19 protein-coding genes are annotated in these 16,100 nt (G+C 70.7%); 11 read left to right on the forward strand and 8 right to left on the reverse strand.

Annotated elements, in window-relative coordinates:
- The first annotated feature begins 39 nt into the window (after window positions 1-39).
- Window positions 40-942, forward strand: a complete 903-nt coding sequence (locus ACFY1E_RS28755) for a LysR family transcriptional regulator (protein WP_389080604.1) — start codon at window positions 40-42, stop codon at window positions 940-942.
- On the opposite strand, the gene ACFY1E_RS28760 is transcribed toward ACFY1E_RS28755, so the two are convergent.
- Window positions 939-1,406, reverse strand: coding sequence for a pyridoxamine 5'-phosphate oxidase family protein (locus tag ACFY1E_RS28760; RefSeq protein ID WP_389080606.1), 468 nt, complete (start codon window positions 1,404-1,406; stop codon window positions 939-941). The two genes, ACFY1E_RS28755 and ACFY1E_RS28760, sit on opposite strands and share 4 nt — an antisense overlap.
- Window positions 1,407-1,563: 157 nt before the next feature.
- Here ACFY1E_RS28760 and ACFY1E_RS28765 point away from each other — a divergent pair, with 157 nt between their 5' ends.
- Window positions 1,564-2,220: a cysteine hydrolase gene (locus ACFY1E_RS28765; protein ID WP_389080607.1), complete on the forward strand. Its 657-nt coding sequence runs from the start codon at window positions 1,564-1,566 to the stop codon at window positions 2,218-2,220.
- On the opposite strand, the gene ACFY1E_RS28770 is transcribed toward ACFY1E_RS28765, so the two are convergent.
- The gene (locus tag ACFY1E_RS28770; protein ID WP_389080608.1) at window positions 2,207-2,689 is read right to left on the reverse strand and encodes a Rieske (2Fe-2S) protein; all 483 of its coding nucleotides are present in this window, start codon (window positions 2,687-2,689) and stop codon (window positions 2,207-2,209) included. The genes ACFY1E_RS28765 and ACFY1E_RS28770 overlap by 14 nt on opposite strands.
- A 155-nt stretch (window positions 2,690-2,844) precedes the next feature.
- Between ACFY1E_RS28770 and ACFY1E_RS28775 the strand changes: the two genes are divergently transcribed.
- The 7 genes from ACFY1E_RS28775 to ACFY1E_RS28805 all read left to right on the forward strand — a co-directional run bounded on the left by ACFY1E_RS28775 (window position 2,845) and on the right by ACFY1E_RS28805 (window position 8,977).
- The gene (locus tag ACFY1E_RS28775) at window positions 2,845-3,609 is read left to right on the forward strand and encodes a HipA family kinase (RefSeq protein WP_389080609.1); all 765 of its coding nucleotides are present in this window, start codon (window positions 2,845-2,847) and stop codon (window positions 3,607-3,609) included.
- Entirely contained in the window at window positions 3,606-4,055 is a 450-nt protein-coding gene (locus tag ACFY1E_RS28780) for a DUF3037 domain-containing protein (RefSeq protein ID WP_389080610.1), read from the forward strand. Before ACFY1E_RS28775 ends, ACFY1E_RS28780 begins: the two co-directional genes overlap by 4 nt.
- A 157-nt stretch (window positions 4,056-4,212) precedes the next feature.
- Complete coding sequence (gene fabG, locus ACFY1E_RS28785; protein ID WP_344399191.1) at window positions 4,213-4,974, forward strand: 3-oxoacyl-ACP reductase FabG; 762 nt, start codon at window positions 4,213-4,215, stop codon at window positions 4,972-4,974.
- A gap of 13 nt (window positions 4,975-4,987) precedes the next feature.
- Window positions 4,988-5,749: an SDR family oxidoreductase gene (locus ACFY1E_RS28790; RefSeq protein ID WP_389080612.1), complete on the forward strand. Its 762-nt coding sequence runs from the start codon at window positions 4,988-4,990 to the stop codon at window positions 5,747-5,749.
- Between the two features lie 212 nt (window positions 5,750-5,961).
- Window positions 5,962-7,545, forward strand: a complete 1,584-nt coding sequence (locus ACFY1E_RS28795) for an ABC transporter substrate-binding protein (RefSeq protein WP_389080614.1) — start codon at window positions 5,962-5,964, stop codon at window positions 7,543-7,545.
- 104 nt (window positions 7,546-7,649) lie between these two features.
- Window positions 7,650-8,333 (forward strand): uracil-DNA glycosylase, encoded by a 684-nt coding sequence (gene ung, locus ACFY1E_RS28800; protein WP_389080615.1) that lies wholly within the window; start codon window positions 7,650-7,652, stop codon window positions 8,331-8,333.
- 122 nt (window positions 8,334-8,455) lie between these two features.
- Window positions 8,456-8,977, forward strand: coding sequence for a hypothetical protein (locus tag ACFY1E_RS28805; protein ID WP_389080616.1), 522 nt, complete (start codon window positions 8,456-8,458; stop codon window positions 8,975-8,977).
- 27 nt (window positions 8,978-9,004) lie between these two features.
- On the opposite strand, the gene ACFY1E_RS28810 is transcribed toward ACFY1E_RS28805, so the two are convergent.
- Together ACFY1E_RS28810 and ACFY1E_RS28815 are read right to left on the reverse strand one after the other, a co-directional pair.
- Window positions 9,005-9,478, reverse strand: coding sequence for a hypothetical protein (locus ACFY1E_RS28810; protein WP_389080618.1), 474 nt, complete (start codon window positions 9,476-9,478; stop codon window positions 9,005-9,007).
- Window positions 9,479-9,590: 112 nt separating this feature from the next.
- Window positions 9,591-10,103 carry a DinB family protein gene (locus tag ACFY1E_RS28815; protein ID WP_389080620.1) on the reverse strand — a complete coding sequence of 171 codons (513 nt, stop codon included), beginning with the start codon at window positions 10,101-10,103 and terminating at the stop codon, window positions 9,591-9,593.
- 394 nt (window positions 10,104-10,497) lie between these two features.
- Here ACFY1E_RS28815 and ACFY1E_RS28820 point away from each other — a divergent pair, with 394 nt between their 5' ends.
- On the forward strand, window positions 10,498-11,403 hold the full coding sequence (locus ACFY1E_RS28820) for a Gfo/Idh/MocA family protein (RefSeq protein WP_389081057.1): 906 nt from the start codon (window positions 10,498-10,500) through the stop codon (window positions 11,401-11,403).
- Here ACFY1E_RS28820 and lnt read toward each other — a convergent pair.
- Both lnt and ACFY1E_RS28830 read right to left on the reverse strand, forming a co-directional pair.
- Window positions 11,327-12,916 (reverse strand): apolipoprotein N-acyltransferase, encoded by a 1,590-nt coding sequence (gene lnt / locus ACFY1E_RS28825; RefSeq protein WP_389080621.1) that lies wholly within the window; start codon window positions 12,914-12,916, stop codon window positions 11,327-11,329. The genes ACFY1E_RS28820 and lnt overlap by 77 nt on opposite strands.
- 70 nt (window positions 12,917-12,986) lie before the next feature.
- Window positions 12,987-13,472 carry a nuclear transport factor 2 family protein gene (locus ACFY1E_RS28830; RefSeq protein ID WP_389080623.1) on the reverse strand — a complete coding sequence of 162 codons (486 nt, stop codon included), beginning with the start codon at window positions 13,470-13,472 and terminating at the stop codon, window positions 12,987-12,989.
- A gap of 152 nt (window positions 13,473-13,624) precedes the next feature.
- Between ACFY1E_RS28830 and ACFY1E_RS28835 the strand changes: the two genes are divergently transcribed.
- A complete protein-coding gene (locus ACFY1E_RS28835; protein WP_389080625.1) occupies window positions 13,625-14,605 on the forward strand; it encodes an LLM class flavin-dependent oxidoreductase in 981 nt (326 codons plus the stop codon).
- Window positions 14,606-14,629: 24 nt separating this feature from the next.
- On the opposite strand, the gene ACFY1E_RS28840 is transcribed toward ACFY1E_RS28835, so the two are convergent.
- Together ACFY1E_RS28840 and ACFY1E_RS28845 are read right to left on the reverse strand one after the other, a co-directional pair.
- Window positions 14,630-14,809: a hypothetical protein gene (locus ACFY1E_RS28840; RefSeq protein WP_030927711.1), complete on the reverse strand. Its 180-nt coding sequence runs from the start codon at window positions 14,807-14,809 to the stop codon at window positions 14,630-14,632.
- A gap of 160 nt (window positions 14,810-14,969) precedes the next feature.
- Window positions 14,970-15,845, reverse strand: coding sequence for an undecaprenyl-diphosphate phosphatase (locus ACFY1E_RS28845; protein WP_389080627.1), 876 nt, complete (start codon window positions 15,843-15,845; stop codon window positions 14,970-14,972).
- Window positions 15,846-16,100: the final 255 nt, after the last annotated feature.

The raw sequence follows: 16,100 nt of genomic DNA on the forward strand, positions 1-16,100 counted from the left end.
ATCGAGAATTTGCGCCGGATACCTCGTAGCATTGCTTACATGTTGAATCTGGAGCGTCTGCGCACCCTCGACGCCCTCGCCCGGCACGGCTCCGTCAGCGGTGCCGCCGAGGGGCTGCATGTCACGACGTCGGCCGTCTCCCAGCAACTGGCCAAGCTGGAGCGGGAGGTCGGGCAGCCGCTCCTGGCCAAGAACGGGCGGGGCGTGCGGCTCACGGACGCGGGCCGGCTGCTCGCCGAGCACGCGGCCCGGATCCTGTCGCAGGTCGAGCTCGCCCAGTCCGACCTGGAGGCGCACCGCGGGGAGGTGGTGGGGGAGCTGCGGCTGGCGGCGTTCCCGACCGCTGCACGGGGTCTGTTCCCGACCGCGCTGTCCCGGCTGCGCAAGGCGCATCCCGGGCTGCGCGTCACCTCGCGGGAGACGGAGCCCGAGCCCGCCGTCCTCGCCGTGATGCGCGGAGACTTCGACCTCGCCGTCGTCCTGGACTGGTACAACAGACCGCTGCCCATGCCCGACGGGCTGGTCAAGGCCGTCATCCTCGACGACACCGCGGACATCGCGATGCCCGTCGACCACCGTTACGCGGAGCGCACCGAGGTCGACCTGGAGGACTTCGCCGACGACGAGTGGATCACCTGGGGCGAGAACGAGTTCTGCCACGAGTGGCTGATCCACACCCTGCGCTCCAAGGGCATCGAGCCGCGCGTCGCCCACCGCGCCGAGGAACACCCCACCCAACTCGCCCTGGTCGGAGCGGGGTTGGGGGTGTGCGTGGCACCGAGACTGGGGCGCGGACCGCTCCCGGAGGGGGTGCGGGCCGTGCCCGTGCGGCAGTCGGTGCGGCGCCAGATCTACGCCGTCTGGCGTGCGGACGCCGACCGCCGCCCGTCGATCCGGGCGGCGGTGGAGGCGCTCCAGGACGCGGGGCGCGAGGTGGCCTAGGCCGGACCCAGCTTGCGGAAGTCCCAGGACACGATCTTCTCCGGGGTCAGCCGCACCCAGGCGTGCCGGCCGTCGTGCGGCATCTCCTCCAGGTTGAAGTTCTTGCGCGCGAACAGGGTCTCCGGGATGTCGAGTTCGGCGCACAGTTCCCCGATGCGCGGGGACTCGCCCACGAACTCCACCGTTCCGGACAGCTCGACGCCGCGCAGCTCGTCGTACTCCTCGCCGGTGTCGACCACGATCGCGACCCGCGGATCGCGCCGCAGATCGGTCCAGCGCTTGCTGCGCACGACGGAGTACAGCCACATCGAGGTGCCGTCCCAGGCGAACCACAACGTGCTGACGTGCGGCGCTCCACCCGCGGACACCGTGGCGACCCGACAGGTGCGCTGGGTGACGAGGAACTCGTCCAGCTCACCGGGCGTCATCATGATCTTCCGGCCCCGACGCTGAGTGACGGTCATGCGGCCCCCTCTTCTCTCACGTCGTGTCAGAGGAACTCCAGTGATCCTCTGACATCACGTCAGAAAAGGACGGTCTGAAAAGGATGGGACGTCTTCCGTCCGTACGCAATGGCCGTTACGCTCGCCCGCTCCGGACCGCCGCCGACCAGGGGGAACCGTGCCGTCGTACGAACAGCTCAGCGAACTCCTCGACCCGGCGACCACCGTGCTGCTGACCGTCGAGTGCCAGCAGGGGGTCGTCGGCCCGGACGGCGCGCTGCCCGAACTCGCCCGCGAGGCACGCTCCTCGGGGGCCCTCGCCAACGTCGCCCGGCTGGTGGCGGCCGCGCACGAGAGCGGGATCCAGGTCGTCCACGCCATCGCCGAGCGCCGCCCCGACGGCCGCGGGGCGAGCCGCAACGCCCGCCTCTTCCGCGCCGCCGAACGCCTTCCCGTACAGCAGCTGTCCGGTACGAAGGCGGTGCGTGTCGCCGCCCCGATCGAGGTCACCGAGGCGGACCTGATCGTACGACGGCTGCACGGACTGTCCCCGGTCCAGGGCACCGACGTCGACGCGCTGCTGCGCAACCTGGGCTGCCGCACCCTGGTCGTGACCGGGGTCTCGGCCAATGTGGCGATCCCGAACGCCGTGTTCGACGCGGTGAACCGCGGCTACACCGCCGTCGTGCCGTCCGACGCCATCGCGGGAGTGCCCTCGGAGTACACCTCCGCGATGATCCGCCACACCCTCGCACTGGTCGCCACGGTCGTGACCACCGACGAGGTCCTGGGCTGCTTCAAGCGGCCCCGGCGCAGGCGGATCACGCCAGCGTGATCGAGTCCCCGCTCACGGTGATCTTCTCGGCTGGCAGCGGCTGGGTCGCGGGACCCTTCTTCACACTGCCGTCGGCCACGGAGAACTCGCTCTTGTGGCACGGACAGATGATCACGCCGTTGGAGATCTCGGACACCGCGCAGCCCTGGTGCGTGCACTTCGACGAGAACGCCTTGTACGTGCCGGCCGTCGGCTGGGTGACCACCACACCCTGGTCCTTGAAGATCTTGCCGCCGCCCGCCGGGATGTCGGCCGTCCTGGCCAGCGCGGTGCCGCCGCCGGAGCCGGACGAGGCGCTGGAGCCGCCGCTCGCGTTGTCGCCCGCCCGGACGTTCGAGGACGAGGAGTCGGAGGACCCGTTGTCCGATCCGCACGCGGTCAGCGCGACGGCGAGCCCCGTCGCGCCCACCGCCGCCACGACGGTACGGCGGCCGGGTGCCGGAACGGGATGGAGCGGTTCGCTGGTCATGCTGACGTTCCCTTCCATGCAGGCTTCGAAGATCTGTCCAGGGGTACGGTCGCCGAGCAAGGGTTGTTCAGACGACGTCGAGAGCTTGACGGGTCCGGGTTCAGGGGGAGGTAAGCCAGAGCTGTCGTTTCGCTGTCGGCCAGTAACCTGGGGCGATGCTCAAGGAAGTCATCGCGACCCGCTACATCACGCCCCTGCGGGAGGGCGGATCGCTGCCCGCGCTCGTCGAGGCCGACGACTTCGGGGCCTACGTCCTGAAGTTCACCGGCGCGGGACAGGGCCGCAAGACCCTGGTCGCCGAGGTGGTCTGCGGCGAACTCGCCCGCCGGCTCGGCCTGCGGGTGCCCCGGCTCGTGACGGTCGACCTGGACCCGGTGCTGGGGCTCGGTGAACCCGAGCAGCAGGTGCAGGATCTGCTGCGGTCCAGCGGCGGCACCAACCTCGGGATGGACTTCCTCTCCGGCGCCCTCGGCTTCGACCCGCTCGCCTTCACGGTGAGCCCCGAGGAGGCCGGCCGGATCGTCTGGTTCGACGCCCTGGTGAACAACGTCGACCGCTCCTGGCGCAACCCCAACCTGCTGGTGTGGCACGGCGATCTGTGGCTCATCGACCACGGCGCCACCATGATCTGGCACCACAACTGGCCGGGCGCCGAGGCCTCCGCGGGCCGTGCCTACGACGCCTCCGACCACGCCCTCGCCCGCTTCGCCCCCGATCTCGCGGGCGCCGCCGCCGAGTTGGCGCCGCGTGTCACCGAGGAACTCCTCACCGAGGCCACCGCCGAGATCCCGGACGCCTGGCTGGCCGGCGAACCCGGCTTCGACACGCCGGACGACCTCCGGCGGGCCTACGCGCGGCCACTGCTGGCCCGGGCCGCCGTCGTCCACGAGCGCGTCACCGGAATCGAGGAGGGCAAATGAGCGAGCGCCACATCCACATGGCCGGCTCGGTGGTCGAACGGCACATCATCCGCGGCGGCCAGGGCGGCGACCGGGACGTCTTCGAGTACGCGCTGCTGCGCGTCGTACCGCGGGTGGAGCGCGGCGAGTGCATCAACGCCGGCGTGCTCGTCTACTGCCGCGCCAAGGCCTACGTCGGTGCCCGCACCCACCTCGACGAGGCGCGGCTGCTGGCCCTCGACCCGGCGGCGGACGTGGCCGGCATCCGGGCCGCCCTCGGGGCCGTCGAGCGGGTGTGCGGCGGCGGGGAGGCGGCCGGGCAGGCCGCAGGTGACGACGCCGGACGGCGCTTCAGATGGCTGATTGCGCCGCGTTCCACGGTTCTCCAGCCCGGGCCGGTGCACACTGGGCTCACCGCCGATCCGGCGGCCGAGACGGAGCGCCTGCTCGAGCTGCTGGTGAGGTAATGGATCACACCCGCGCCGCGTGCCGTTGACACCGAGTGCCAGGCCTTCTAGCGTCACGTCTGCCGAAGGTACTAAGCGGTCGCTCACCGAGCGGGCGCACTGACGACGGACGTACTTTCAAGCGGGCGTACTTTCTCGAGGGCGAGGAGAAGCAGCAATGTCCACCACTGAGCAGCGGGTCGCTGTGGTCACCGGCGGAGCGCGCGGCATCGGCGCCGCGACCGCCGTACGACTGGCCGCCGAGGGCCGCGCGGTCGCCGTGATCGACCTCGACGAGGCCGCCTGCAAGGACACCGTGGAGAAGATCACCGCGGCGGGCGGCAAGGCCCTCGCGGTCGGCGCGGACGTCTCCGACGAGGCGCAGGTCGAGGCCGCGATCGCGCGTGTCGTGGAGGAGCTGGGCGCGCCGACGATCCTGGTCAACAACGCGGGCGTGCTGCGCGACAACCTGCTCTTCAAGATGAGCGTCTCCGACTGGGACACCGTCATGAACGTCCATCTGCGCGGCGCCTTCCTGATGTCGAAGGCCGTCCAGAAGCACATGGTCGACGCGGGCTTCGGCCGGATCGTCAACCTGTCCTCGTCCTCGGCGCTCGGCAACCGCGGCCAGGTGAACTACTCCGCGGCCAAGGCCGGTCTGCAGGGCTTCACCAAGACCCTCGCCAAGGAGCTCGGCAAGTTCGGCATCACCGCCAACGCCGTCGCCCCCGGCTTCATCGCCACCGACATGACCGCCGCCACGGCCGCGCGCGTGGGCATGGGCTTCGAGGACTTCAAGGCCGCGGCCGCCACCCAGATCCCCGTGGCCCGGGTCGGAGAGCCGGACGACATCGCCAACGCCATCGCCTTCTTCACGGGCGAGGCGGCCGGGTTCGTCTCCGGCCAGGTGCTGTACGTCGCCGGCGGACCGCTCGACTAGGAGAACACGCACCATGACTGAACTGCCCGCCCTCTCCGGCAAGGTCGCCCTCGTCACGGGCGCCAGCCGAGGCATCGGCTACGGCGTCGCCGAGGCGCTGGTCGCCCGCGGTGACCGCGTCGCCATCACCGGCCGCAACGAGGACGCCCTCAAGGAGGCCGTCGACAAGCTCGGCGCAGAGCGCGTCATCGGCATCGCCGGCAAGGCGCACGACCTGGAGCACCAGGCCGAGGCCGTCGAGCGCACCATGGAGGCCTTCGGCCGCGTCGACTACCTGGTGAACAACGCCGGCACCAACCCGGTGTTCGGCCCGATCGCCGACCTCGACCTGGACGTGGCCCGCAAGGTCTTCGAGACCAACGTGATCTCCGCGCTCGGCTTCGCGCAGAAGACCTGGCACGCCTGGCAGAAGGACAACGGCGGCGCGATCGTCAACATCGCCTCCGTCGCGGGCCTCGCGCCCTCGCCCTTCATCGCCGCGTACGGCGTCAGCAAGGCCGCGCTGATCAACCTGACCCAGCAGCTGGCGCACGAGTTCGCGCCCAAGGTGCGGGTCAACGCGATCGCCCCGGCCGTCGTCAAGACCAAGTTCGCGCAGGCCCTGTACGAGGGCCGGGAGGCGGAGGCGGCCGCCGCCTACCCGCTGGCCCGGCTCGGCGTGCCCTCCGACATCGGCGGCGCCGCCGCGTTCCTCACCTCCGAGCAGTCCGCCTGGGTCACCGGCCAGACGCTCGTCGTCGACGGCGGCATCTTCCTCAACGCCGGCGTCGGCTGACGCAAGCGGTTGCAACCGTAACGATCGGGTGCACAAGGGCGCCGTTTCCTTGACGGAAACGGCGCCCTTGTCGTCGTACGGGAGAGGCACAGCGGAATGACAACGTCGTCATAAAGAAGCTGATCAAGGCCCCTGTACCGACCGGGTTCAACCCTCGTTGCACTGCGGTATGGTCTGCCGACCCTTGGTACGGCAGATCGAGGAGCGAGCGCGTGTTCAACCGGAACCGAGGCCTGTGGCAGGCGGCGGCCATCGCGTCCATATCGTCGCTGGTGGCGGGATGCGGAGTTCTCTCGGCGGACTCCTCCGACGGCAAGGGCCCCATCGTGGTCGGGACGACCAGCGCGCCCAGCACACTGGATCCCGCCGCCTCCTGGGACCAGTCCTGGGAACTGTTCCGCAACATTTACCAGACGCTGCTGAGCTACCCCTCCGGAGCGACCACCCCGCAGCCGGACGCGGCGGACAGCTGCCGCTTCTCCGACAGCTCGAACACCACGTACACATGTGAGCTGCGCGAGGGCCTGAAGTTCTCCAACGGGCACCCGCTCGACGCCAAGGCCGTCAAGTACTCCATCGACCGGATCCTGAAGATCAACGTCAATGGCGGGCCCGCCGGACTGCTCGGCAGCCTCGCCCGGGTGCAGGCGCTGGGCGACCGGGAGATCGTCTTCCACCTCAACAAGCCCGACGCCACCTTCCCGTTCGTGCTCGCCACCCCCGCCATGTCGATCGTCGACCCCGCGGAGTACCCCGAGAGATCGCTGCGCAAGGGCGACAGCATCGACGGCTCCGGGCCGTACACCCTCCAGTCGTACGAGGACGGCAAGAAGGCCGAGCTCGTCAAGAACGACACCTACAAGGGCTACGCCGAGCGCAAGAACGACGCGGTGACCATCCGCTACTTCCAGGACTCGTCCACCATGGTCACCGCCCTGAAGGACAAGCAGGTCGACGTCGCCTTCCGCGGCCTCAACGCGAACGACATCGTCGACCTCCAGCGCCATGACGCGAGCGGGAACCTCCAGCTCATCGAGGGCTCCGGCATCGAGATCAACTACCTGGTGTTCAACCCGAAGGACCCCTGGGCGGGCAAGCTCCCCGTCCGCAAGGCGATCGCCCAGCTCGTCGACCGTGGCGCGATCGCGCACAAGGTCTACAAGGACACCGTCGAGCCGCTGTACTCCATGGTCCCCAAGGGCCTGACCGGGCACACCACCGACTTCTTCGACGACTTCGGCAGCCCCAGCACCTCCAAGGCCCGCAAGATCCTCGCCGATGCCGGCATCACCCGGCGCGTCCCGCTCACCCTCTGGTACACCACCGACCGCTACGGCTCCTCCACCAAGCTGGAGTTCGCGGAGATCAAGCAGCAGCTGGAGGACTCCGGCCTGTTCACGATCACCCTGAAGAGCCGCCCCTGGAACACGTACGTGAAGGGCTACCAGAACGGCGAGTACCCGGTCTTCGGGCGCGGCTGGTTCCCCGACTTCCCGGACCCCGACAACTTCATCGCGCCGTTCGTCGGCAACCAGAACGCGCTCGGCACGCCCTATCCGGCGCCGGAGATCACCGGGAAGCTGCTGCCCCGCTCGCGCAGCGAGAGCGACCGCGCCAACGTGGTCTCCGACTTCGAGCGGGCCCAGCAGATCCTGGTGAACGACGCCCGGCTGCTGCCGCTGTGGCAGGGCAAGCAGTACGTGGCCGCGAGCGAGGACATCTCCGGCGCGGAGCAGGCGCTGGACCCGTCGACGATCATGCTGATGGGCGAGCTGTCCCGAAAGACCAGCTGGTAGGCGATGCCTTTCGGGGAGCGCGGGGCCGTTGTCAGTGGTCGCCTGTAGGTTCTGATCCTGGAAGCGACCGCACCCGGTTTACCGCACATCGTAAGGAAGTTGACGTGACCGACATCGCCATGCTGCCCGAGTCCTGGCGCGGGGTCCTGGGCGAGGAACTGCAGCAGCCCTACTTCAAGGAACTCACGGAGTTCGTCGAGGAGGAGCGGGCGAAGGGTCCCGTGTACCCGCCGCGCGAGGAGGTCTTCGCCGCGCTGGACGCCACACCGTACGACCAGGTGAAGGTCCTGATCCTCGGCCAGGACCCGTACCACGGCGAGGGACAGGGCCACGGCTTGTGCTTCTCGGTCCGTCCGGGCGTCAAAACCCCGCCGTCGCTGCGCAACATCTACAAGGAGATGAAGGAGGAGCTCGGTCTGCCGGTCCCGGACAACGGCTATCTGATGCCATGGGCCCGGCAGGGCGTGCTGCTGCTCAACGCGGTGCTCACGGTGCGCGGCGGCGAGGCCAACTCGCACAAGGGCCGGGGCTGGGAGAAGTTCACCGACGCCGTGATCCGCGCGGTGGCCGACCGGCCCGACCCGGCGGTCTTCGTGCTGTGGGGCAACTACGCGCAGAAGAAGCTCCCGCTGATCGACGAGACCCGGCACGTGGTGGTCAAGGGCGCCCACCCCTCCCCGCTGTCGGCGAAGAAGTTCTTCGGCTCCCGTCCGTTCACGCAGATCAACGAGGCCGTGGCCCTCCAGGGGCATCAGCCCATCGACTGGACCATCCCGAATCTGGGCTGACCACCCCGCCGGGCCGGTTCCGCTCCGGATCGGCCCGGTGCCGCCTGACCGGGATTGCCGCGGGCGGCGGTTAGCGTCGGTCGGGACAGCCGACCAGCCGGCGAGTGTGTGCGGAGGACGCGGTGGCCAACGGACAGGAGCAGGCGGCGACGGACGCCGTGATGACGCGGATCGGGCAGGTCGTCATGCTGCATCACGCGGGCGACCGCGAGGAGGCCCGGCACCGCTTCCTCCAGTTGTGGGCGGAGATCGGCGAGCACGGCGACGCGCTGCACCGCTGCACGCTGGCCCACTACATGGCCGACACCCAGGACGACCCCGCGGACGAACTGGCATGGGACCTTCGGGCCTTGACCGCGGCCGAGGAACTCACGGACGACCGCCTCGCCGCACACGAGGGAACCCTCGCGGTGCGCGCCCTCTACCCCTCGCTGCATCTGAACCTGGCGGCCGACTATGTGAAGCTCGATCGCAGCGGCGCCGCCCGCACCCATCTGCGCCAGGCCCGCAGCGCGGCCGAGGCACTGGCGGACGACAGCTACGGGGACGGGGTGCGGGCGGCGATCGGGCGACTGGAGCTGCGGCTGGGGGAGAAGGGCCCCGACGGCGACGGACGGTTGGGGCCGCCACGGCAGCGGCCGTAGAGCCTCTCCGGAGCGGCTACGGCCGTCTCAACGCCCGTACGCCTGTCGGCAGATATCCGCCTCCGGGCTGTCGGGCCGCCAGCCCCCGTACGTCCGGCCGAGGGCGCACACGTCCGTGTGCTTCGGGACCGGTTCGGGCACGTCCGGGAGCTCGACGCGCGGCCGCCCGTGGTGCCCGGGCTCCGGGTGTGGCGGCCGGGGACGGGACCGCGGGTGCGGGTGCGGGTGCGGGCGCGGGTGTGGGTGCGGCGCGGGCGGCGGTTCCTGCCGCTCGGGTGGCTTGCGCTCCGGCCGCCCGGACGGGGCGGTCTCCTCCAGCGCCTCACGGACCGGCGCCTGCACGATCTGCGGAGTGCCCTGGTCGTCCGGGTACGGCGCCGACGGCGGGGACGCTGCCGGCGGCGGGCCGGACGCGGGCGGGCGCTGGATCGTCACACAGCCGGCGAGGGCCGAGACGGCCACGGTGACCAGGAGCGTTGCGGTGGTCGTCGTTCGATGCACCCGCGCAACGATGTCGGGTCGACAGGCCCCGGGGGCGGCGTCCGAGCGAAGGATGCCCCGCGCGGGTGATCTCCCGCCCCGTACGGGGGCAGGGGCCGCGCTCCGGGTGACGTCAGTCGCCCCTGCTGCCGTCGAGGCGTTCGCGGAGCAGGTCTGCGTGGCCGTTGTGACGGGCGTACTCCTCGATCATGTGGGTGTGGATCCAGCGCAGGTTGAAACGCTCGCCGGTGCGCCGGTGCCGGCCCTTGGAGGTGTCGTCCAGGGCGAAGCGGGCCGCGTTGCGCCGGGCGGCCTCGATCTCGGCCTGCCAGGTGGCGTACGCCTCCGCCCAGGTGTCGGCCTCGGTGAGATGGAAGTCGCCGTCCGGGTCCTCGTCGGTGAAGTAGATCGGGCCCGCGTCCTCGTCCGCGAGGACCCGGCGGTACCAGGAGCGTTCCACCTCGGCCATGTGCCGCACCAGTCCCATCAGGGACAGCGTGGACGGCTCCACGGCAGCGGTCCTGAGCTGCTCGTCGGTCAGGCCCTCGCACTTCCAGGCCAGGGTCTGGCGGTGATAGTCCAGCCAGCCGTCCAGCATGGTGCGTTCGTCGGCGGTGGTCGCGGGTTCATGGCGCTCGGTCGTCATGACCGCATCCTTTCCCGACGGCATCAGAACCCACCACGATTTTTCGGCGGCCCGGTCGTGCCCCGGACGGGATCACTCCGCCGTAGTACGGGGTCGGTCCGCGCCGCCACCGGACCCGAGGACGCCCTGCGTCACGGCACGCACCACCTTGCCCAGCCGCCGCCCCCGCGCACGCCATGCCGCCGGCAAGTCCGCCGAGGAGGCGATCGTCCGTGCCCACACGATGAGCAGCCGGGTCGCGGCGGGCCGTACGCAGCACCGCCACCGCCGCACCGGCAAGGCGCGGCCGGCGCTCCTCCTGCGCAGATTCGTCTCCCTCGCCGGCCGGTGGCCGCAGCGGCAGCCGTATGCTTCCGGCAGGACCCGGCAGGCACGCGCCAGAGGAGACCACCCCGTGAAGGTCGGCTGCATCGGACTCGGTGACATCGCGCGGAAGGCCTACCTTCCGGTGCTCGCGGCCCTGCCCGGGATCGAACTGCAGCTGCACACGCGTACGCCCGCGACGCTCGACCGGGTCGGCGACAGCCTGCACCTCCCGGTCGACCACCGGCACGCCACCCTGGACGCGTTGCTCGCCCAGGACCTCGACGCCGCCTTCGTGCACGCGCCCACCCTCACGCACCCGGAGATCGTGACCCGGCTGCTGGAGGCGGGCGTGCCCACCTACGTCGACAAGCCCCTCGCCTACGAACTCGCCGAGTCCGAGCGCCTGGTGGCGCTCGCCGAAGAGCACGACGTCTCGCTCGCGGTCGGCTTCAACCGGCGCTTCGCACCCGGGTACACCCAGTGCGCCGAGCACCCGCGCGAGCTGATCCTCATGCAGAAGAACCGCATCGGGCTGCCGGAGGAGCCGCGCCCGATGATCCTCGACGACTTCATCCACGTCGTGGACACGCTGCGCTTCCTGGTGCCGGGGCCCGTCGACGACGTGACGGTACGCGCGCGCGTGCAGGACGGTCTGCTGCACCACGTGGTGCTGCAGCTGGCCGGGGACGGGTTCACCGCGCTGGGGGTGATGAACCGGCTCAGCGGTTCGGCGGAGGAGATCCTCGAGGTGTCCGGGCAGGACACCAAGCGGCAGGTCCTCAACCTCGCCGAGGTGATCGACCACAAGGGCCAGCCGACCGTGCGGCGGCGCGGCGACTGGGTGCCGGTGGCCCGGCAGCGCGGCATCGAGCAGGCGGTGCTGGCCTTCCTGGACGCGGTACGGGCGGGGAAGGTGCTCAGCGCCCGGGACGCACTGGCGACTCATGAACTGTGCGAGCGGGTGGTACGTGCGGTTGAGGACCGGGCCGCCTGAGCCGGACCGCCCGTACGCCCTCGGCCGCGCACCACACGGCGAGGATCAGCAGGGCGCCGTGCACCGGCCAGTCGCCGTAGCGGACGTAGGGGGTGGTGCCGTGGGCCAGTGGAATGTCGTATGTCGCTGCCGCGCTGGAGCTCGTCCCCATCCAGGACCCCAGCCGCTGCCCGCTCGCCCCGTACACGGCCGACACCCCTGTCAGCGTCGCGTGCACCATCGGCCGCCCGGTCTCCGCGGCACGCAGTGCGGCCAGCGAGGCGTGCTGCTCGGGCGCCCAGCTCTGCTGGAACGTCGACGTCGCCGACTGCGCTATCAGCACCCCGGCGCCGTCCTGTGCGAGATGGCGGCTCATGTCGGGGAACGCCGACTCGAAGCAGACCATCGGGCCGATGCGCAGCCCGTGCCCGACGTTCATCAGCACCTGCTCCGAGCCGCGCCTGCGGTCCTCGCCCGCCGCCTTGCCGACGGAGGTCGCCCAGCCCAGCACCGAACGGAAGGGGATGTACTCGCCGAAGGGCACGAGCCGCATCTTGTCGTAGCGGTCGCCGGTCAGCCCGTCCGGGCCGACGAGCACCGAACTCTTGTAGATGCCGGGTTTGTCGGAGCGCCGGGCATCCACGTTGACCAGGATGTCGGCCCCCGTCTCCCGAGAGAGGGCCGCGATGCGCTTCGCCAGGTCGGGCCGTTGGCCGAGGTCGAACCCGACGCTGCTCTCGCCCCAGACGATCAGGTTCGGGTGCTGCCCGGCGAGCCGGCGGGTGAGCTGTTCCTCGCGGTCGAAGCGCTTGTCGGCGCCGTCGATGACGCCCGGCTGCACGACGGCGATCCGCACCCGGCCGTCGACGTCCGGACGCGGTGACCACACCCAGGCCGCCGAGGTGGCGGCGGTCGTCGCGACCAGGCCCGCCACGGCCGGAACCCAGACCACGGTGGTCCGTGACATGCCACCGGCCCACGACCCCACCACCTCGGCGACGGCGACGTTGACGGCCACCACCAGGAAGCTGAGCAGCCACACGCCGCCGACCGAGGCGAGCCGCAGCGCGGGTTCCACCTGCCACTGACTGGAGCCGAGCACGCCCCACGGGCCACCCAGCCCCTGCCAGGAACGCACGAGCTCGACCATCAGCCAGGCCGACGGCAGCACGAAGAGGGCTGCCAGGCCGGGCCTGGTCCCGGGCACCCCGCCCAGGAAGCGCCGCACCAGCCAGCCCCACGGCGCCCACAGCGCGCCCAGCAGCGCGGCGATGAGGAAGATGAACACGTTCAGGCTCGGCAGCAGCCAGTGGTGCACGGCCACCATGTAGCCGAACCCGCCGCACCAGCCGTCGTAGGCCGCCCGTTTCCCGGTGGGCGCGGAGCGGACCAGCACGATCCAGGGAACCAGGGCGACGTAGGCGAACCACCACAGCGAAGGGGCGGGGAACGCGAACACGGGCAGGGCGCCCGCCAGAGCGGCGATCGCCGAGCGCCGCCACGGGGAAGCGAGCCATTGACCGAAGGTCTTCATACGGCTCCTCCCTACCCGGTGGTGGCTCCAGTGTGCGTTCTTTCGCTGATCGTGGACAGATGGCCCCGGGTCACTCGGCCGCGGGCGCCACACGAGGCTCGGGAAGACGCCGCCACTTCTCCTCCACGACGACCTCGCGCAGCCGCCAGCCGTCGTACGTCCGCAGCAACCCGAAGGCGTACCGGCCGCCGCACACGAAGTCGGGAGCGGCCGCCCCTTCCCCGTCCGCCGCGAACCGCATCGGATTGACGTAGTCCGCCCGTACGCGCGCGGTGTCGCCGATGTCCTGCTCCAGCCTCCCGAACCGCACCCGCCGGTTGACGATCAGATGCTGCCGCATCGGAAACAGCAGCATGCTCTCGGCGAGCCACGCGGCGACCTGCCCGGCAGCCCCCTCGATGCCGCCGGCCGAGCGGTAGTCCGCGCGCCCGTCGGGTGTGAACAGCCCCAAGTACGCCGTCCAGTCACCGTCGTCCACGGCCCCCGCGTAGTCGGTGACCACCTCGTCGACGGCCAGCCGGTCCATCACGGTCGCGAGCTCCACGCGCTGCGTCATCGGCTCAGTGTTGGGCATGGGACGTGCCGGGCCAAGGGGGTGTGCGGCGGCGACACAACTTCGTTGTCAGCGCCGTCCAACTTCCTTGTCCGTGCCTGCCGTTCGACGTCCGGCGCGTCCGCATGGCGGCTGGCGATTCCTATACTGACCGGATGATCACCGTTCCGATCGGCGCGCTGGAAGTGGCCATGGTCCAGTCAGGCGCCCGTGCCGCGGACACGTTACGGGACACCGCCGAGTTCGCCCGACGCGTCGAAGACCTCGGCTACCTGCGCCTCTGGTACGCCGAGCACCACCACTCCCCGGCCATCGGGGCGTTCCCTCCCGTCGTGCTGACCGCGCACGCGGCCGCGCTGACCTCGTCCATACGCCTCGGTTCCGGGGGCGTCCTCGCCCCCAACCACGCCCCGATCATGCTGGCGGAACAGTTCGGCACGCTGGCCGCTCTGCACTCCGGCCGGATCGACCTGGGTATCGGCCGCGGTCCGGGGACGTTCGACGAGCCGACGGCGCGGGCCCTGCGGCGCGGGGCCGGGCCGACGACGGACGACGAGTACCGGGACGACGTGGCGGCGACCCTGCGTTTCCTGCTGGACGAGGTCGCGCTCGGCCCCCTCCCGGAACCGTGGCTGCTTGCGTCGAGCACGGCCGGTGCGGCGCTCGCCGCGGAACTCGGGCTGCCGCTCGCCTTCGCCCACCACATTCGCCCGGACAACACCCTCGCCGCACTCGATCACTACCGGGCGCAGTTCTCGCCGTCCCGCTGGTGCGAGCGCCCCCGGGTGCTGGTCTGCGTGGAAACGGTGTGCGCCGAGACGCAGCAGGAGGCGGCCCGGCTGGCGGGCCCGATGGATGTCGTCAAGGCCGGTCTGCTCAAGGGGCGGGGCGACATCCCCTTCCCCACTCCCGAAGAGGCGGCCGCCCACTCGTTCACTGCGGAGGAAGAGCGGGCACTGACGAGCTTCCGCGCCCAACAGGCCCACGGCTCACCGGACTTCGTCGCGAAGCAGCTGGCGGACCTGGCGGAGGTGACCCGCGCGGACGAACTCATGCTGGTCACGCCGGTCTACGCCCTGGCCGCACGCCTGCGCTCGTACGAACTCGTCAGGCCGTACGCCGCCCCGGCCGTGTGAGGCGCGAAGGAGGATGCCTGCCGGTCAGGCCGCCTCGATGACGTCGCTCTGGATCGCCGCCGCCCACTCGATCACCAACAGCTCGTACTCCGCGCGCTCCTGGGCCGACAGGGAGCCGCCCGCGCGCATCCACAGCGCACGGATCTGCTCGTTGACCTCGGCGGCGGAGCGCACGGAACCAGGGGTTGAGGAATGGGGGGACATGCGCACAAGCCTAGGGGCAAGCACTGACACTGCGCTACCGGACGGCTACCCATGACGTATGTCGTTGGTCACGGATTTTCACGGCACCGCCCGGAGCTGCAACTTCCGTATGGCGGCGGAGCGTTGAGGTCCGCACTCCCGCCGGAGCGCCGGGCCCTGGTCAGCCCGCCGACTCGGCCGCGTGCGGGCTCAGGACGCCCGCCGTGACCAGGGCGATGATGACGATGCCCAGCGCGATGCGGTACCAGACGAAGGGCATGAAGCTCTTGGTCGAGATGAACTTCATGAACCAGGCGATGACCGCGTACCCGGACGCGAAGGCGATCACCGTCGCGAACAGTGTGGGGCCCCAGGCGACATGGCCGCTCTCCAGAGCGTCCTTGGTCTCGAACAGGCCGGAGGCCAGTACCGCGGGAACGGCGAGGAGGAAGGAGTAGCGGGCCGCGGCCTCCCGCTTGTAGCCCATGAACAGGCCGCCGCTGATGGTGGCTCCGGAGCGGGAGACGCCCGGGATGAGCGCTGCCGACTGGCACAGGCCGTAGACGAGGCCGTCCTTCACGCCCAGGTTCTCGAGCGTCTTGCGCTGCTTGGGCGCCCGGTGCCGGCCGCCCGTCTCGTCGCGTGCCGCGAGCCGGTCGGCGACGCCGATCACCACACCGACGACGATCAGCATCGTCGCGGTGATCCGCAGATCGCGGAACGGGCCCTCGATCTGGTCCTTGAACAACAGCCCGAGCACGCCGATCGGGATCGAGCCGACGATCACCAGCCAGCCCATCTGCGCGTCGTGGTCGCGGCGCATCTCCTTGTTCACCAGAGAGCGCGCCCAGGCCGAGACGATCCGCCCGATGTCCCGGCGGAAGTAGATCAGCACGGCGGCCTCCGTGCCGATCTGCGTGATCGCCGTGAAGGCCGCGCCGGGGTCCTTCCAGCCGGAGAAGGCGGCGGTCAGCCGCAGATGCGCGCTGGAGGAGACGGGGAGGAACTCGGTCAGCCCCTGGACGAGTCCGAGGACGAGGGATTCAAACCAAGACATGGATGTACGGCGTCCAAGTGCTGATCGTGGCAGGCGCGACGGGACGTCACGCCGGCGGGCGTCGTGATCACGGGTGTGAAGGGCAGCCTAACCTCCGGCGCCGCCAGGCCCCGCACAGGGGTTTCGGGGCAGTCGGCGGCCTTGGGTGGTGGGTGGTTGACCAGGTGTGGGGGCGGAGCTTACGTTTCTGGGAGGAGAAAGCGCTTGCTGACGCTGCTCCTCCTCGTAGCTTTTCGTTTCCCGGAGGAGTGCTGA

It is taken from the genome of Streptomyces sp. NPDC001604, from assembly GCF_042893475.1.
GTDB lineage: Bacteria > Actinomycetota > Actinomycetes > Streptomycetales > Streptomycetaceae > Streptomyces.

Excerpts from the sequence above, each read along its gene's own strand:
- ACFY1E_RS28755 (WP_389080604.1), top strand. The coding sequence starts at position 40 with ATGTTGAATCTGGAGCGTCTGCGCACCCTCGACGCCCTCGCCCGGCAC.
- ACFY1E_RS28760 (WP_389080606.1), bottom strand. The coding sequence starts at position 1,406 with ATGACCGTCACTCAGCGTCGGGGCCGGAAGATCATGATGACGCCCGGT.
- ACFY1E_RS28770 (WP_389080608.1), bottom strand. The coding sequence starts at position 2,689 with ATGACCAGCGAACCGCTCCATCCCGTTCCGGCACCCGGCCGCCGTACC.
- ACFY1E_RS28775 (WP_389080609.1), top strand. The coding sequence starts at position 2,845 with ATGCTCAAGGAAGTCATCGCGACCCGCTACATCACGCCCCTGCGGGAG.
- ACFY1E_RS28780 (WP_389080610.1), top strand. The coding sequence starts at position 3,606 with ATGAGCGAGCGCCACATCCACATGGCCGGCTCGGTGGTCGAACGGCAC.
- fabG (WP_344399191.1), top strand. The coding sequence starts at position 4,213 with ATGTCCACCACTGAGCAGCGGGTCGCTGTGGTCACCGGCGGAGCGCGC.
- ACFY1E_RS28790 (WP_389080612.1), top strand. The coding sequence starts at position 4,988 with ATGACTGAACTGCCCGCCCTCTCCGGCAAGGTCGCCCTCGTCACGGGC.
- ACFY1E_RS28815 (WP_389080620.1), bottom strand. The coding sequence starts at position 10,103 with ATGACGACCGAGCGCCATGAACCCGCGACCACCGCCGACGAACGCACC.
- lnt (WP_389080621.1), bottom strand. The coding sequence starts at position 12,916 with ATGAAGACCTTCGGTCAATGGCTCGCTTCCCCGTGGCGGCGCTCGGCG.
- ACFY1E_RS28830 (WP_389080623.1), bottom strand. The coding sequence starts at position 13,472 with ATGACGCAGCGCGTGGAGCTCGCGACCGTGATGGACCGGCTGGCCGTC.
- ACFY1E_RS28835 (WP_389080625.1), top strand. The coding sequence starts at position 13,625 with ATGATCACCGTTCCGATCGGCGCGCTGGAAGTGGCCATGGTCCAGTCA.
- ACFY1E_RS28840 (WP_030927711.1), bottom strand. The coding sequence starts at position 14,809 with ATGTCCCCCCATTCCTCAACCCCTGGTTCCGTGCGCTCCGCCGCCGAG.
- ACFY1E_RS28845 (WP_389080627.1), bottom strand. The coding sequence starts at position 15,845 with ATGTCTTGGTTTGAATCCCTCGTCCTCGGACTCGTCCAGGGGCTGACC.